This window comes from Streptomyces sp. AC627_RSS907 (assembly GCF_019049165.1).
The window spans coordinates 29,723-44,745 of the sequence record NZ_JAGMUE010000183.1 but is presented as its reverse complement, the minus strand read 5'-3'; the positions used below and the strand labels follow the sequence as shown (position 1 = coordinate 44,745).

Here is a 15,023-nt window from a genome sequence, read left to right as displayed (position 1 = left end):
GGCAACCCGCCCAAGGGACCGGCGGGCCCGGGACACCCACCCTCCCCGGCCGCCCGCACGCTTCTCCCCCGTGCTGGAGCGAGCCGAGTCAAGGGTGGCCCGCAGGGCCATCGGCGCAGCCGACGCGGAGCGGCAGCGGAGCGCCCTTTACTCGGCTCGCGGAAGCACGACACTGGCCAAGAAGCGGGCGGCCCCACGGCCACCCCGCCAACAGACGGTGCCGCCGCCCACGCCTCCCGATCCCGGCCCTTTCGATCTCACGGACGATGCCGACAACGCTCCCATGCGCGAGAGTTGTCCGCAGACCCGCAACGAATGAAGGGGGCACCCCATGTCGTACCCGGAGCCGCGCTACCTCGGCGAGAAGGGCGAGATCAACGCCGTGTTCAGGACGGCCGACACCCCGCCCGACGTCGTCTCCCCCGGTGGCACGACCACCCACTACCTCGCCAGTCACGCCTCCACCGGAGGCGAGTTCGGGTTGTACAAGGTGGACATGGGGCCCAAGGCACCCGGGGCCAGGACGCACTTCCACCGGAGCATCTCGGAGTCCTTCTACGTCCTGTCCGGCGAGGTCGAGCTCTACAACGGCGAGCGCTGGGTCACCGGACGCCAGGGCGACTTCCTGTACGTGCCGGTCGGCGGACTGCACGCCTTCAAGAACGACAGCGACGACCCCGTGTCCATGCTGATGCTCTTCTCCCCGGGCGCACCGCGCGAGGAGTACTTCGAGCGCGTCGCCGAGTTCGCGCAGCGCGGCGGCGAGGAGCTGAGGGAGTTCCAGGTCCGGCACGACAGCTTCTTCGTGTGACGTCCCGGGGAGAACCCCGACAGCCGTACGGGGGTAATCCCCCCTGCGTTTCAGGTTGTTGCCCGGATGGGGAGGGCCTCGGACATCCGCGAGGCTCGTCGCATGACGCAGCGCACGCGCACCATCCGCAACGCCGCCATCGTCGGCGTGTCCACGGCTCTCCTCGGCATCACCGCACCCGTGACCGCCTCTGCCACCGCCGGCCCGTCCGAGCCCCTCGCCTGGACGGCCTGCGAGGGCACCGGCCTCGACCCCCGTCAGCAGTGCGCCACCCTCCGGGTCCCCATGGACCACGCCGACCCGGACGGCCCCCGCATCGACATCGCCGTCTCGCGCATCCGGAGTGAGAATCCGGATGCCCGGCGCGGCGCCCTGATGCTCATCGCCGGCGGGCCGGGTGGCTCCAGCCTCAACGACCCCTCCGGTAAGGGCCAGAAGCTGCCGCAGAGCGTCCGGGACACCCACGACCTCATCGGGTTCGCACCCCGTGGGCTCGCCCCCTCCACCCCCGTCGACTGCGGGCTGGAACACGGCGACCTCGCCACCTCCAGGCTCCGCCCCTGGCCCGCCCCCGACGGCTCGGTGGACGCGAACATGGCCACCGCCCGCCGCATGGCCGACGCCTGCGCCCGCAACGGCGGCGAGCTGATCAAACACCTCAGCACCGCCAACGAGGCCCGCGACATCGACCTCCTCCGGGCCGCGCTCGGCGAGCGGAAGATCTCCGCGTGGGGGACGTCGTACGGGACGTACGTGGGGGCGGTGTACGCGCAGATGTTCCCGCGTCGCACCGACCGCGTGGTGCTGGACAGCGTCGACAACCCCGACCCCACCCGCCTCAACCGCGCCTGGCTGGCCGCGCACGAGCAGGGCGTCGACGACACCTTCCCGCACTTCGCGGCCTGGGCGTCCCAGCCCGGGAACCCCGACCGCCTGGCGCGCAGTGCCGCCGACGTGCGGCCGCTGTTCCTGCGGCTCGCCGCCCGGCTGGACCGGGAACCCCTGCCCTGGCCCGGAGCCAATCCGGAAGAGCTGAACGGCAATGTGCTGCGCCAGACCATGCTGGACAGCCTCTACTCCCCCAGCCGCTATCCGACGCTCGCCCGGCTGATGCGGGCCGCGCGGCAGGGCACCGTGCCGCCCGCGCCCGCGGTGCCGCCCGAGGCCGTGCTGCAGAACGTCACCGCCGTCGGCGCCGGGACGCTGTGCAACGACGTGGCCTGGCCCAAGTCCCAGGCCGTGTACGAGAAGGGTGTCGCCGAGAGCCGCGCCAAGTACCCGCTCACCGCCGGAATGCCCCGCAACGCCATGCTGTGCGCCGCCTGGCCGTACCCGCCCCGTGAGGCACCGGTGCGGATCACTGACGAGGGGCCGTCCAACATCCTGCTGCTCCAGAACGAGCGGGACGTCGCCACCCCCCTCGACGGCGCCCTGAAGATGCGGGAGGCACTCGGTCCGCGCGCGGTCATGGTCACCGTGAACTCCACCGGCCACAACCCCTACCTCGCCAACGGCAACGCCTGCGGCGACGACACGGCCTCCCGCTTCCTGGCGACCGGGCAGCGGCCCGCCACAGACACCTACTGCGCCTGACGGTCACCCGGCGTCACCAGGCCCGACTCGTAGGCCACGATGACCAGTTGCGCCCGGTCCCGCGCCCCCAGCTTGCCCATGATCCGGCTCACGTGGGTCTTCGCGGTCAGCGGGCTCAGTCCCAGGGAGTCGGCGATCTCCGTGTTGGTGAGGCCGCGCGCGACGAGGGCGAGCACCTGGCGTTCCCGGTCCGAAAGGCGTTCGGGGCCGCCGCCCGCCACCGGCGCCGACGGGCTGCGCAGAAACTGCTCGATCAGCCGGGCCGTCGGACCGGGCGACAACAGCGCGTCACCCGCCGTCACGACGCGGATGGCGTCAAGAAGTTCGGCGGGCCTCGTGTCCTTCACCAGGAAACCGGAGGCGCCCGCGCGCAGGGCCTCCACGATGTTCTCGTCGGTGTCATAGGTGGTGAGGACCAGCACCTTCACGCCCGCGAGATCCTCGTCGGCGGCGATGAGCCGGGTCGCCTCGATGCCGTCGAGGTCCGGCATGCGGACATCCATGACGACGAGGTCGGCACGTCGGGCACGGGCCAGTTCCACGGCCTGGCGGCCGCTGCCGGCCTCGCCGACGACCTCCATGTCGGGGGCCGACGCGATGAGCAGGGCGAACGCGGCACGGACCAGGTTCTGGTCGTCCGCGAGCAGTACGCGTATGGTCATCCGTCTCTCCCCGGAGTCATGGTCGTCGGCGCACCGACCGGTACGGGCGCGGCGGGCGTGGGCAGGACCGCCGTCACCTCGAAGCCGCCTCCCACGCCCTCGCCCCGCGGCCCGGCGTCGAGTGTGCCACCCACGCTGCGGGCCCGCTCCCGCATGCCGACAAGGCCGAAACCGGGGGTGCCGGCGGGATCAGGCCCCATGCCGTCGTCGGTCACGGACAGGTGCAGGCCGTCCCGCTCGGCATGCACCTCGACCCACACGGACGGTTCCGGTCCCGCGTGCCGCACCACGTTCGTCAGCGCCTCCTGCACGATGCGGTAGGCGGCGGCGCCGACCGCGGGCGGCACGTCACCGGCGCGCAGCGACAGCTCCACCCGCGCTCCCGCCACCCGGGCCGCCCGCGCCAGGTCCGGCAGGCCGTGCAGTCCGGGCAACGGGCCACGGGCGTCGGGCGCGTCCTGGGCCCGCAGAACCTCCAGCGTGGTGCGCAGTTCACCCCGCGCCGACCGGCAGGTCTCGGCGATGTCGTCGAGAGCCTTGGCGACGGCGGCCCGGTCCAGTCGCCCGGGGTCGGCGGTCAGCACATGGGCGGCGACCGACGTCTGCACACCGATGAGAGTGATGCTGTGCGCCAGCAGGTCGTGCAGGTCCCGGGCGACACGCAGGCGTTCCTCGGCGACGCGGCGCCGGGCCTCCTCCTCACGGGTGCGTTCCGCACGTTCGGCACGCTCGACGATGGAGGCGACGTACTGGCGGTAGTAGCGGACATCGATGCCGCAGAAAAGGATGGCGACGACCCAACCGGAAATGCGGATCAGCTCGACGGCCTGGTGGGCGTTGACGGTGAGCATGATGCTGACGGACACGGTGAGCACCGCGACACCGGTCACGACCGTGCGCAGGGGGCGGCCGGTCACGGCGAGCGTGAACAACGCGACGTAGGAGACGGGCCCTGGCGCGGCATGGTTGTTGTCCAGAGCGTGGTACGGCCCGACGAGGGCCACCACCGCGGCCAGCACCAGCAGAGGGTGACGGCGCCGCCACACGATCGGGACGTGCGCGGCGAGCAGCAGCGCCCAGCCCAGCGGGTCCGGGCGGCGGCCCTCGTCGGTGAACAGCGCCAGACAGACGGCACCGGCGAGGAGGACCACGGCGAGCACGGCGTCGTTGCGGGCGCCGTGCGGGACGGTGCGGGGATCGCGGTTGATCACGGCCATGATCCGCTCGCCCACACGGGGCCGGGCCGCCGAGGAAGGGGTGGTTGCCTGCACGCGCCCATCCTCCGCAACGGGCGCGCCCCTCCGGGAGAGGAGGGGCGCGCTCCGGTCCCCGGACGGGTCAGACACCGACCCGCTCCCGATCCCCCGCCGGCACCGGCTCCCCGGGAACCCGGGACAGCCGGCCCGGCCACCACACCCGGCGGCGCAACGCGACGCTCGCACTGGTGACCAGATAGGTGCGGACGAGGAAGGTGTCGAGGAGGACACCGACCGCGATGACGAAGCCCAGCTCGACCAGTTGCACCATCGGCATGCTGGCGAGCACCGCGAAGGTGGCCGCGAGGACCAGCCCGGCGGAGGCGATGACACCGCCCGTGGTGCGCAGCGCGGTCAGCGCGGCCTCAGTGGGTTCGGCCCCGCCGAGAGACTCCTCGCGCATGCGGTGCATCAGGAAGATGCCGTAGTCCACGCCGAGGGCCACCAGGAACACGAAGGACAGCAGGCCGAGGCCCGGATCGGTGCCCTCGAAGCCGAAGACCGGCCCGAAGACGAGTCCGCCGATGCCGAGGGCCGCACCCCACACGGCGACGACGGCGGCGACCAGGATCAGCGGCGCGACCAGCGACCTCAGCAGCACCACCAGGATCAGCAGCACGGACAGCAGCACGATCGGCACGACGACGACGGTGTCCCGGGCGTTGGTGTCCTCCAGGTCGATCTGCTGGGCGCTGGGGCCACCGACGTAGGAACCGTCGAGGGTGTCGCGCAGAGCCTCGATGGTGGCGGTCTCGGCCGCCGACTGGGGCGGGGCGGAGGCCAGTACGGTGAGCTCGGTCCAGCCGTCGCCGCTGCGGCCCCTCTCGGCGCTCTCGACGCCACGGGTGTCGCGGGCCGCGGCGAGGGCGGCGTCGGCGCGGCCGGTGGGGGCGATGACGGTGATGGGCTGGGTGCCGCTCTCCGGGTAGGCGGCGGCGAGCGTCTCCATCGCGGCGATCGCCTCGGGCCTGGTGGTGAAGGAGTCCTCCTGCTTGATCGAGCCGGGCAGGCTGAAGGACCCGAGCGCGAGCGCGCCGAGCAGGACGGCGCCACCCACGAGGACGGCACGGGGCCGGCGTTCCGCGGAGCTGCCCATGGCGGCGAACAGCGACCGGCGGGCCTTGGGAGCGCTGCCGTAGTGGGGGACGAGCGGCCAGAAGACACGGCGGCCGAGCAGCACCAGGACCGCGGGCAGCAGGGTCAGCATGGCGGCCAGCGCGCAGAGCACGCCGACGGTGCCGAGCGGGCCCATGCCCCGGCTGGAGTTGAGGTCGGCGGCGAGCAGGCACAGCAGTCCGGCGGCCACGGTGCCGGAGGAGGCGAGCACGGCGGGGCCGCAGCCGCGCAGGGCGGCGAGCATGGCGTCGTACGGCCGCTCGACGCGGCGCAGCTCCTCGCGGTAGCGGGAGACGAGCAGCAGCGCGTAGTCGGTGCCGACACCGAAGACGAGGATGGTCATGATGCCGGCGCTCTGCCCGGAGACGGACGTGCCGAACCACTGGTTGAGGCCGTAGGCGACGCCCATGGAGAGGTAGTCGGCGATTCCGGCGACGGCGAGCGGGACCAGCCACAGGAACGGGCTGCGGTAGATGAGGATCAGCAGCAGGGCGACGACGGCCGCGGTGGTGTAGAGCAGCGGGCCGTCGAGCGAGTTGTAGACCTCGGCGGCATCGGTGGCGAGCGCGCCCGCGCCCCCGACCTCGACGCCGAGCCCGTCACCTCCCTGAGCGACGTCGCGCACGGCGTTGACCAGCTCGTCGCGCGCCTCCTCGTCCTGGCCGGGCTCGTTGCTGGCGACCGGGTACATGAGGGTGGTGCCGTCCTCGGACGGGATGCCCGTCGGCCGGCCGGTCAGCCGGTGCGCGTCCGCGATCTCCTTGATCTGCTCGGCGGCGGTGGCCCGGTCGGCGGCGGTCAGTCCGGCGTCGCGGTGGTAGACGACGACCATCTCGGTGGCCTCACCGCCCGGCAGCCGGTCCTGGATCTTCGCGACCTGCGTCGAGTCGGCACTCGCCGGCAGGTAGTCGACGGCCCGGTCGCGCTGCACGTCCGACAGCTTCGACGCGAACGGCGAGGCGAGCGCCAGTACGGCGACCCACAGCCCGAGCACCAGCCAGGGCACGGCCCGCCGTCGCCTCCCGCTCGTTCCCCCACGTGTCCTCGCGGCCCCCATGAGACGCCGCCTCCCTCCGGTCGGTTGTCTGAGTCGTTCTCCAGACTCCCGGCGGCGGGGCGCCGACACGTCGGACGTGAGGCCGAATTGGCGGCTACCGCCCCGGGTGACCCGGGAGCGGCGTTACTCCCCGGGGAGTATCGGGCCACCGGCCCCGCGGGTCAGCCCCGGTCGACCATCCAGTTGCCGTCCTCCTCGGCGTCCACCCTCACCTCGAGTTCACGCAGGCCCATGCCCGCGTCCCACAGTTCCCGGAAACGCTTCAGCCGGTCCCGCACGTAGTCCTGGCGCGCGATGAGCCGGGTCCTGACGTTGACGTCGCGCAGGTCCTGCTCGATCTCGAACGACACCTCCTCGTCGTAGAGGATGAAGTCGTTGGTGGTGCCCCGCTGGAGGTGCGGGGGCAGTTCGGGCAGGACCGCCGCGCGTACGTCGATGCGCCGCAGCTCCTGCTCCTCGCACAGCCGCAGCAGCCGGTCGTCGAGCTCCCGCGCGCTCTCCAGCAGGAACAGCCGGCGCACCGACACGCCCTGCTCGTCGATCGCCTCCTGCTGGGCGTCCAGATAGCGGCCCGCGGGCTCGCTGTTCCAGAACATCCGGTCGACGGAGGTGCTGGTGGCGCAGATGGAGTGCTCGGCGGCACGGGTGAGGGTGAGCATCCAGTCGTGGTTCTCGCCGGGACACTCGGCGCTCAGGTTGGTGAGGTCGGCCATGTGTCCCACCACCCGCGTCATCTCCAGGTGGACGAAGGTGTGGAGGATCGAGGGGCCCGGCACCAGGACGTCGGCGAAGCCCTTGGCCAGTTCGGGCACACTGTCGATGCGGGCCCGGTCCAGCGGCGGATAGGGCTCGGTGGGCCGGTGCTCGACCTGGATGACGTGGCTCTCGACCAGTTGCTTCACGTCCTCGGTGTGCCGGGTCAGGCCGGTCTTCAGCTCGTCGTCGTGCCGGTTCAGACCGTCCCGCAGCTCGTGCACGGCGGTGGTGGTCTCGGCCAGCGCCTTCTCCACCCGCCGGGTGTGCTCCTCCGTCCCCGGGTCGTGCGGTCGCGGGGCCAGGCCGAGGACGTACTGGACGAGCACCACGGCGGCGGCGCAGAGCAGGCCGGCCGCGGCCTGCCGGAGCGCCCCGTCCTCCGGGCTCAGCAGCGCCATGACGCTCCAGGTGAGGGCGCCGGTGACCAGGCCGACCAGCAGCCTGCGCCCCCATGGGGACTCCCCCCTCGGGTCGCCGGGGACCACCGTGCGGGCCGTGTCGTCGGGTCGGGGTGACTGTGCCGTGCTCATCTCGCTTCTCCCCCCGTTGGGATACGCGTCGGATCGAGGTGCGGGGATGTGCGGTTCGGGCGCCGGTGTCCGGTCAGGGAGCCGGTTCCACCTCCCGGCGGGCCGAGGCAATGGTGTGCAGGGTGAGCTGGTCGCGGATGCGCTGCACCAGAGCCTGCCACTGCCGGGTGAAGCCGGGCCGTTCCTCCAGCGGATCCCACAGGGGGGCCAGTTCCCTGGCCACCCGGGCCCGGGGCATCCACAGGTGCAGCAGGTGGTCGACGGCCGGGCGCAGCGCCCTGACGACGGTGCCGGGCTCCTGTGCGTCCGCCGCGTCCAGGCGGATGCCGTCGAGCATGCGGACCACGGTGGTGAGCAGCCAGTCGTGCAGGGCGAGGTCGTCGCAGAGGAGGGCGAGGTCGGCGGCGCGGGTGCCTTCGGGCACGCGGAGCCGTACGGTGCGCAGTTCGTCCTCGGCGAGGGTGAAGCGCTCGATCGACGGGCCCTCGTCCGGGGCCGCGGGCAGGGCCGCCCAGCGCAGCCGGGTGGGGCGGGACCTGAAGGGCGGGCGCTGGTCGAGCAGGGGGTGGCGCAGCAGCCGGGTGAGCAGCCCGTCGGCGATCAGTCCGACGTCGAGGTCGCCGTGCCGACCACCGCCGAGCACCCCTTGTGCGACCGCCTCGTGGGGCAGCTTGCCGAGCGGCTCGACCACTCCGGGGCGTACCAGGTACTCGCCCCAGGGCCGCCGCTGGTCGGGGCCGGTGGCGGGCAGCCGGAAGTGGGCCGAGGTCTGCAGGACGCGCCCCTCGGTGAGCGCCGCCCGCGCGGTGACCGTGCCGACCGCGCGTATCCGGGCGCCGTTGGAGCTGGGCAGCGGACAGTCGACGCCGGTGAGAGTGTCGGGTGAACGCGCGTAGAGGTTGGGGCGTTCGGAGAGCAGCACGCGTTCGTCGGCGCGCAGGCCGAGGAGCTGGGCGGCGGCGCGGATGTCGAGGGCCTGCCGGGTGGGCAGCAGGCAGGTGCGGATCTCACCGCAGGCGAGTACGGCGCGCGGGGTGCTGTGCCGCGGCGCCATGTCACAGCCCCGGGTAGTAGACGTAGGAGACGCGGTCCGCGACCGAGTCCGGGACGGCCGTGCGCTCCCGGCCGGAGCGCTCGGCGACCTGTTCCAGCGCCCCGGGGTCGACCTCGATCTGGTCGAGGATCACGCGGACGGCGTGCTCGACGGGGAGGAACCGGGTGGGCAGCACCGAGCAGGTCCGGTAGGCGGCGAAGGGGTCCGCCCCGGGGTTGAGGCGGACCAGGGAGGGCAGTTCGTCCCAGTCGTCCGGGAAACCGGCGGCGGTGTGCGGCTGGGGGACGAGGACGGCCTCGCCCTCGTTGCGCAGCAGTCCGAGGCGGGCGAGCTGCCACACGGCGGCGAGGAAGGGACAGGACCAGGTGCGGTGCCCCTCGGCGTCGTCGCTCCACAGTTCGACGTCGAGGAAGACGGAGTGGCGCCGGGCCGCGGTCTCCCGGGGCGGCTGCCAGGCGGCGGCCCGTTTCATCGCCTGCGGGGCGCGGGCGACGGGGCTGCGCTCGCCGTTGGCCAGCCATCCGGTCTGCGCGACGGGCGGGCGCAGGCCGTAGCTGCCGGGCGGGGGCGACTCGACGATGCGGCCGGCCACCGCCTCGGCGACCGGCACCTTGCCGGTGACGGCGCAGCCGGACTCGCGCGCGAGGTAGTCGACGGTCAGCCCGGCCCGCTCGGCCTCCGCGAGCAGCATCGGGACGACTTCGGCGGGGGTGGAGAAGCGGGTGAAGTAGTCGTCGATGAGGAAGCAGGTGCTGATCCGGGCGCGCTTGCCGCCGGCGCGGGCGGTGGCGGCGGTGCGTGCCGCCTGGGCCCAGGGGCGTACTTCGGCGAAGTGCGCGCGCAGCCGCTCCGGTCCCGCCTCGAAGTCCTCCATGTAGAGGTGGCCCAGCTCCAGGGAGAGGTGGGCCAGCGGCACCGACTGGGTGCGTGGCTCGGCGGCGGTCTCGCGGAACACCGCGTCCGTCATGGCCGCCCCCAGTACGAGTCGTCGGTCAGGCGCCGGGCGATCTCCTCCAGCGCCTCCAGGGTCTCCTTGTTGGCGATCTGGGTGGAGAGCACGTCCTCTTCGGTGATCAGTTGTTCGCGCCACTGGAGTATGGGCTCCAGGGGTACGACGCCGAGGACGACGCTGTCGCCGATGCGGTGCTCGGCGGCGAGCCGGCGCAGGGCCTCGTCGCAGGCCTGCATCCAGGCGGCCTGGGCGGGCGAGCCCTGGGCCCACAGCGGCGACTCGGGGTCGGGCACGGCCGCCCGTACGAAGCGGATCGCGGCCCGCAGGGTCTCCTCGTCGTGTCCGCGCTCGACGCCGCCGCCGATGATGCCGTGTTCCTTGTGGACCAGTCCGGAGGCGGCGATCACGTGCTGCCGCGTCCAGCGGTGGAAGACGAGCCAGCGGAAGGGGACGTTGCGCATCCGGGGGTGGGCGGTGGCCGCGAGGACCATGTCGACGGCGTAGCTGCGGCCGGCGCTCAGGTCGACGACGGTCAGGTCGAACTCGCCGTTGAGCCGCAGCAGCAGGTCGATGCACCGCTCCAGGGCTTCCTCGCCGGTGGCGAACTCGCCGCCGCCGGCGTCGCCGGGGAACAGGACCAGGCGGCCTGACTGGTTCGGGCGGACGCGCAGCAGGGGGTGCTCGGTCTGCCGCCAGACGTCGATCCTGGCCGGTTCCGCCGCCTCGCCCTCCAGGTAGGAGTGGAGGCCGCGTTCCTCGGTACCGCGCATCGCGCCGGGCACGTCGAAGACGGCGGCGGCGGTGGGCGAGCCGAAGTCGAAGTCCACGTACGCCACGTGGTCCCCGGTCAGGGCACGCTGGTAGGCCAGGTTGGCGCTGGTCACCGAGCGTCCCGTGCCTCCTTTGTCGGAGGCGGAGAAGACGAGCACGCTCACACCTCCTGCGCCGCGGCGCCCCTGGCCTGGGCCAGCGTGTCGAGTTCCTGGAGCACGGGCAGGGCCAGGGCGAAAGCGGTGGCGGGGCGGTCGTCGACCAGGCTGCGGGCGTGGTCGAGGCGGCTCTCGATGCTCCGCATGGCCTGGGCTCTGCTTCCGTGGGCGGCGGCGGACGCCTCCAACTGCTCCTTGCCGAACAGGTGGGTGGCCTCGCTGAGCAGTTCGCGGGCCAGCTCCGCCAGCTCGGGGCTGCGGATGGGCTGTTGCTCGTACAGGTTGCGGGCGGCCACGAGGCATTCGGTGACGCGCTCGGTGATGCTCCAGGACATGCGCAGGCCGACGTTGCGGGCGTCGGGGTAGACGGCCTGCACGTTGTCCCAGAGGCCGGCGCCGTCCCCCTCCTCGATGCGCCGTGCCCACAGGTGCTCGAAGGTCTGCTCGGACAGGCGCAGCAGGCGGTCCTGCGCGCCGATGTTCCGGGAGAGTTCGGCGAGTTGGATGCTCCGCTTGAGGAGCTGTGCCGAGAAGTCGGTCATCCGCCACAGGAGGAGCCCGCCGGAGCGCTCGGATCCGGCGAGCGGCATGGTGACGCCGGGGTGGTGCAGCCGAATGGTGCGGTCCTCCCTGGTCATCCGGCTGGTGACCCGGCCCCGGTCGGCGAGGCGCTCCATGACGGCGACGGTGCGGGTGAGGTCGTCGTCGGTGGCCTTCCGGCGGACCAGGTCGTGGACGAGGATGGCCGCGACGGTCAGGGAGAAGTACTCGGACTCCAGCCGCAGGCCGGTGGTCTGCCAGGGCAGGTCCTCCAGGGGCCAGCGGTCGGCGCCGAAGCGGGCGATCGCGGACCAGTACTGCTGGCTGAGTTCCCAGCGCAGGCGCAGTGCCTCGGCGAGTTTCTGCTGGTCGGCGTCGAGCAGGCCGAGGGTGAGGGTGCGGTCGGAGAAGAGGTCCTGGATACCGTCCAGGGCGACCACGGTGAAGTACACGTAGGGCAGCCGGTCGGCGATGCCGTCGGGCTGGCCGGGGACCTGGACGTCCAGGTCGGTGACCTTGGGGGCGTCCTGCACGATGCCCCAGGCCCAGCCGCACTCGAAGAGCTGGCTCTCGTCGCGGATGCCCTCGTCGACCTGGATGCCGCGGGTGAGGCTCTCGATGATGGTGGCGCGCAGGGGCCGTAACCTGCGGGAGAACTGCTGGAGGACGACACGGTCGGACTGTCTGCCCTGTCCGATGACCTCGATCAGCCGTCGGCCCTGTTCGGACTCGGAGTCGAAGACGTTGACGGTGAAGGAGCGCAGCAGGCTGATCATGGCGGCGGTCAGCCGGGCGTTCGTGGCCTCCCGCAGCTCGGCGATCGCCTTGCGCACCTCGGGGCGGGTCGTGGTGCCCTCGTAGACCTTGAGGAACCCGAGGGTGGCGAGGCAGAGCGTGACGGACATGGAGTAGGAGTCGACCACGCCCAGCTGGCTCTGCTCGTGCGTGATCGCGCCGTCGGGTTCGGCGGGCCGGAAGTAGTGTCCGCCGGCGAAGGTGGGGCTGTCGTCCGTCCCGGTGTGGGTGCGCATGAACTGGGTGAGCGCGGTGATCAGGTTGGGCGGGATCTCCAGGCGGCTGCCGACCCGGTCGAGCGCGCGCAGGACGTCACGCTCGGTGGTGTCCGGTTGGTCGAGGCGGAAGGCGGGGACCTCGGTGGCCGGGTAGAGCAGGCAGAGCAGACGCTCGGCGTCGGCGACGCTGCTCAGTCCGTCGGTGTCCCCCCAGGTGAGCTTCCCGTCTTCGAACGAATGACGGGCCATCGCCTGCCAGATGTCCAGCAGGTGCTGGCGTGGCTTGATCTGCATCCCCGCACCCCTCGCACAGATCTCGTTGCCCTGTGTTGAGCTTGTCCCCGTTCCTACGGGGTGGCAATCTCCGCGTTGCGCCGTCCCAGAGCCAGGAGCATTCCCTCGTGTCCCGGCCGCACCACGTGGTGCAGGTCGTGGACTTCCAGCTCTCCCGTGTACTTCTCCAGGCTCCCCCTGACCCGGTCCTCGTTCACCCGGTAGGCCGGGTACTGGTGATCGCCGACGCGGTAGCCGACCGACTCCTTCATGAACGCGGCGGCGAAGGGCGCCCCTTCACCGAGCGCGTTCATGAAGCACCGCACGCCCCGGTGGAACTCGTCGGGGCACTCGGACATCGAGTCGGCGACGAAGAACATCGTCCCGATGTCCCAGCGCCGGTGACCCTCCTCCAGGTCGAACAGGTTGCCGCGCTCCACCCGGACGATCTCGCTGACGCGGCTCCTCGGTTCGACGGCGCGGTAGGCGGGAGACTCGCGCAGCACCTCCCAGAACGCGTCCCACGCGTCGGCGTACCCGCCCGGGGAGACCTGCTTCTCGAGGTACTCGACGTTCGGGTGCGCGTACTCCAGCAGCAGCACCTTCTCGCACCAGGGCAGCATGGAGAGCGCGGGGTAGAGGTTCGCGCCGGCGCCGACGTCGACACCCCGCGCGGAACCCGGAGCGGTCCCTGCGAAGCAGCGGTCGAAGTAGTCGCGCATCAGCCGGACGATGAGCAGGTCGACGTCGAGCGGCGTCCGGTAGTTGTTGTCGACGTACACCTCTGGATCGAACTTCGACCAAGGTGCGTCGGCGTTGCGATCCATAGTCACCCTGCCGCGTTCTCTTCGATTCCGGACCAGCTCCAGTGCCGTGCACGATAGGCCACCAGGACACGACGAGACAGCCGGGAACACGCCAGTCCTCATCCGCCGGGCGCACGTCGGGCGCATCGTCGCACACCCGAACTCGCCCTTGCACGAGGGAAGTTGGACGCCCACTCTAGCCAGAAGGAGTAACCGGCCGCCATACGAAGCCGCGTACTCCTGGGGAATGAACCGCGCATGCGCCGAGTTGACTTCGCACGTTCTGACTGGGGGTGGCATGACCGCCGAACCGCTGGAACGCTCCGTGGGCGGCCACGAGCAGCTCACGGGCCCCGGCCCGTACCCGGACACCCTGCCGCTCGCCCTGCGGACGGCACGGGAGTCCGATCTGCCCGAGCTGCGGCGACTCGACGAGGAGGTCTTCCAGGAGTTCGCCTATCCCGGCTTCCTCCTGCGCCAGTTCTTCGACATGCACGAGGAGCACTTCCTGGTGCTCGACGACGGCGCGGGCCGGCTGCGCGGCTACGTGCTGGCCGCCACCAGGGCGCTCGGCCGGGACAGCTGGATCCTGGGCCTGTGCGTGACCCAGGACCGCCGGCGCCACGGGCTGGGCCGGGAGCTGATGACGGAGGTCCTGGCCCGGCTGCGCCGGGACGGCATCCAGGTGGTGCGGCTCACCGTGGAGCCCGCCAACCTCGCCGCCATCCTGCTCTACCGGTCCCTCGGCTTCCGCCCCGAGGAACCCGACGGCGGTCTGCGCCCGGACTACTTCGGCCCGGGCATGCACCGCCAGATCATGCGGCTGGACCTTCCCGGCGGCCCCTGACCCGGGCCCGGACGGCGACCGGGGGGCGGCCGGGGGGCGACCGGGGGCCGGTAGGGCGACCAGGACGGCGGCTAGGAGGGCGTGCCCGCCGACTCCAGCAGTCGCGTCACGTCGGCGGAGCAGATGGTCAGGGCGGCGCCGACCGTCGCCAGGGCGTCGCGTTCGGCGGGGGTGTAGGGACCGTCGGCCAGGGCGATGCGGGCGCCCTGGAGCAGGATCGACTCGCGGCCGAGGGCGGCGAGGTGCGGGGCCAGCGGGTCCAGCGCCTCGTGGAGCTCTATGGCCAGGCCGGGCACGCAGGGCTCCCCCCGGACCCGCCCGGTGTCCGCCTCCAGCGCCTCGACCAACGCGTTCAGCTGGTCCTCGGTGCAGTCCTCGAAGCCGGCGGCGCGCACCGCGGCGGCGGCGGTCTCCAGGGACGTGCGGGAGCAGGTGCCGCCCGCGGCGAGGACCGCTAGGGCGACGGTGTGGACGGCGTCGCGGAGCATGGCGGAGAAGCGGGTGGTGGTCGGGTGGTCGAGCACGTCGGTGCCGTAGTGGCGCCGGCAGGCGGCGCACTCGACGGTCGGCGCGGACTCGCCGCGCGGCAGCACGGGCACGCCGAGCAGGGTGAAGCGGCGGCGGCCGGTGAGCCGCTGGTAGTTGCGGTCGCCTCCGCAGCCCGGGCAGAAGAACTCGCCGTCACCGACGGGTGTCCACGCGGTGCGGGTGCCCAGGATGCTCGGCAGCCGGGCAGATCGGCTGTTTCGTCTCCGTCCAGGCAGCACGTCGCACCTCCGTAACGGCGCGACAGCATCGTCGCGCTGGCGTGATGTTAGCCACATCACC

The 15,023-nt window shown here is 72.4% G+C and carries 13 protein-coding genes; 3 read left to right on the top strand and 10 right to left on the bottom strand.

The genetic code is table 11. The annotated features are described in order from the left end of the window. Nucleotides 1-331: 331 nt before the first annotated feature. Complete coding sequence (locus KUM32_RS30960; protein ID WP_217145278.1) at nt 332-811, top strand: cupin domain-containing protein; 480 nt, start codon at nt 332-334, stop codon at nt 809-811. A gap of 102 nt (nt 812-913) precedes the next feature. Then, on the top strand, nt 914-2,404 hold the full coding sequence (locus KUM32_RS30955; RefSeq protein WP_217145277.1) for an alpha/beta hydrolase: 1,491 nt from the start codon (nt 914-916) through the stop codon (nt 2,402-2,404). On the opposite strand, the gene KUM32_RS30950 is transcribed toward KUM32_RS30955, so the two are convergent. The 9 genes from KUM32_RS30950 to KUM32_RS30910 form a co-directional block, all read right to left on the bottom strand. Then, entirely contained in the window at nt 2,392-3,066 is a 675-nt protein-coding gene (locus tag KUM32_RS30950; RefSeq protein ID WP_217145276.1) for a response regulator transcription factor, read from the bottom strand. The two genes, KUM32_RS30955 and KUM32_RS30950, sit on opposite strands and share 13 nt — an antisense overlap. Continuing rightward, nucleotides 3,063-4,283 carry a sensor histidine kinase gene (locus tag KUM32_RS30945; protein ID WP_217145331.1) on the bottom strand — a complete coding sequence of 407 codons (1,221 nt, stop codon included), beginning with the start codon at nt 4,281-4,283 and terminating at the stop codon, nt 3,063-3,065. The genes KUM32_RS30950 and KUM32_RS30945 overlap by 4 nt, the downstream gene beginning before the upstream one ends. Before the next feature lie 121 nt (nt 4,284-4,404). Continuing rightward, nucleotides 4,405-6,495, bottom strand: a complete 2,091-nt coding sequence (locus KUM32_RS30940) for an MMPL family transporter (RefSeq protein WP_217145275.1) — start codon at nt 6,493-6,495, stop codon at nt 4,405-4,407. Between the two features lie 161 nt (nt 6,496-6,656). Beyond that, complete coding sequence (locus KUM32_RS30935; protein WP_217145274.1) at nt 6,657-7,781, bottom strand: hypothetical protein; 1,125 nt, start codon at nt 7,779-7,781, stop codon at nt 6,657-6,659. A gap of 73 nt (nt 7,782-7,854) precedes the next feature. Further along, entirely contained in the window at nt 7,855-8,835 is a 981-nt protein-coding gene (locus KUM32_RS30930; RefSeq protein ID WP_217145273.1) for an SCO2521 family protein, read from the bottom strand. A gap of 1 nt (nt 8,836) precedes the next feature. Continuing rightward, the gene (locus tag KUM32_RS30925) at nt 8,837-9,802 is read right to left on the bottom strand and encodes an SCO2522 family protein (RefSeq protein WP_217145272.1); all 966 of its coding nucleotides are present in this window, start codon (nt 9,800-9,802) and stop codon (nt 8,837-8,839) included. Then, nucleotides 9,799-10,716 (bottom strand): SCO2523 family variant P-loop protein, encoded by a 918-nt coding sequence (locus KUM32_RS30920; RefSeq protein ID WP_217145271.1) that lies wholly within the window; start codon nt 10,714-10,716, stop codon nt 9,799-9,801. Before KUM32_RS30920 ends, KUM32_RS30925 begins: the two co-directional genes overlap by 4 nt. Before the next feature lie 2 nt (nt 10,717-10,718). Further along, nucleotides 10,719-12,563, bottom strand: coding sequence for an SCO2524 family protein (locus KUM32_RS30915; protein ID WP_217145270.1), 1,845 nt, complete (start codon nt 12,561-12,563; stop codon nt 10,719-10,721). Nucleotides 12,564-12,616: 53 nt separating this feature from the next. Beyond that, the gene (locus KUM32_RS30910) at nt 12,617-13,369 is read right to left on the bottom strand and encodes an SCO2525 family SAM-dependent methyltransferase (RefSeq protein WP_217145269.1); all 753 of its coding nucleotides are present in this window, start codon (nt 13,367-13,369) and stop codon (nt 12,617-12,619) included. 277 nt (nt 13,370-13,646) lie between these two features. On the opposite strand from KUM32_RS30910, the gene KUM32_RS30905 reads away from it, so the two are divergent. After that, nucleotides 13,647-14,195, top strand: a complete 549-nt coding sequence (locus tag KUM32_RS30905) for an N-acetyltransferase (protein ID WP_217145268.1) — start codon at nt 13,647-13,649, stop codon at nt 14,193-14,195. Between the two features lie 71 nt (nt 14,196-14,266). Here the strand turns inward: KUM32_RS30905 and KUM32_RS30900 are convergent, their stop codons facing one another. Next, complete coding sequence (locus KUM32_RS30900) at nt 14,267-14,962, bottom strand: TerB family tellurite resistance protein (RefSeq protein ID WP_217145267.1); 696 nt, start codon at nt 14,960-14,962, stop codon at nt 14,267-14,269. Nucleotides 14,963-15,023: the final 61 nt, after the last annotated feature.

Bases quoted from the DNA above. Each gene is read 5' to 3' on its own strand.
- KUM32_RS30960 (WP_217145278.1), top strand. From the start codon at position 332: ATGTCGTACCCGGAGCCGCGCTACCTCGGCGAGAAGGGCGAGATCAAC.
- KUM32_RS30905 (WP_217145268.1), top strand. From the start codon at position 13,647: ATGACCGCCGAACCGCTGGAACGCTCCGTGGGCGGCCACGAGCAGCTC.
- KUM32_RS30940 (WP_217145275.1), bottom strand. From the start codon at position 6,495: ATGGGGGCCGCGAGGACACGTGGGGGAACGAGCGGGAGGCGACGGCGG.
- KUM32_RS30925 (WP_217145272.1), bottom strand. From the start codon at position 9,802: ATGACGGACGCGGTGTTCCGCGAGACCGCCGCCGAGCCACGCACCCAG.
- KUM32_RS30950 (WP_217145276.1), bottom strand. From the start codon at position 3,066: ATGACCATACGCGTACTGCTCGCGGACGACCAGAACCTGGTCCGTGCC.
- KUM32_RS30930 (WP_217145273.1), bottom strand. From the start codon at position 8,835: ATGGCGCCGCGGCACAGCACCCCGCGCGCCGTACTCGCCTGCGGTGAG.
- KUM32_RS30910 (WP_217145269.1), bottom strand. From the start codon at position 13,369: ATGGATCGCAACGCCGACGCACCTTGGTCGAAGTTCGATCCAGAGGTG.
- KUM32_RS30945 (WP_217145331.1), bottom strand. From the start codon at position 4,283: ATGGCCGTGATCAACCGCGATCCCCGCACCGTCCCGCACGGCGCCCGC.
- KUM32_RS30935 (WP_217145274.1), bottom strand. From the start codon at position 7,781: ATGAGCACGGCACAGTCACCCCGACCCGACGACACGGCCCGCACGGTG.
- KUM32_RS30915 (WP_217145270.1), bottom strand. From the start codon at position 12,563: ATGCAGATCAAGCCACGCCAGCACCTGCTGGACATCTGGCAGGCGATG.
- KUM32_RS30955 (WP_217145277.1), top strand. From the start codon at position 914: ATGACGCAGCGCACGCGCACCATCCGCAACGCCGCCATCGTCGGCGTG.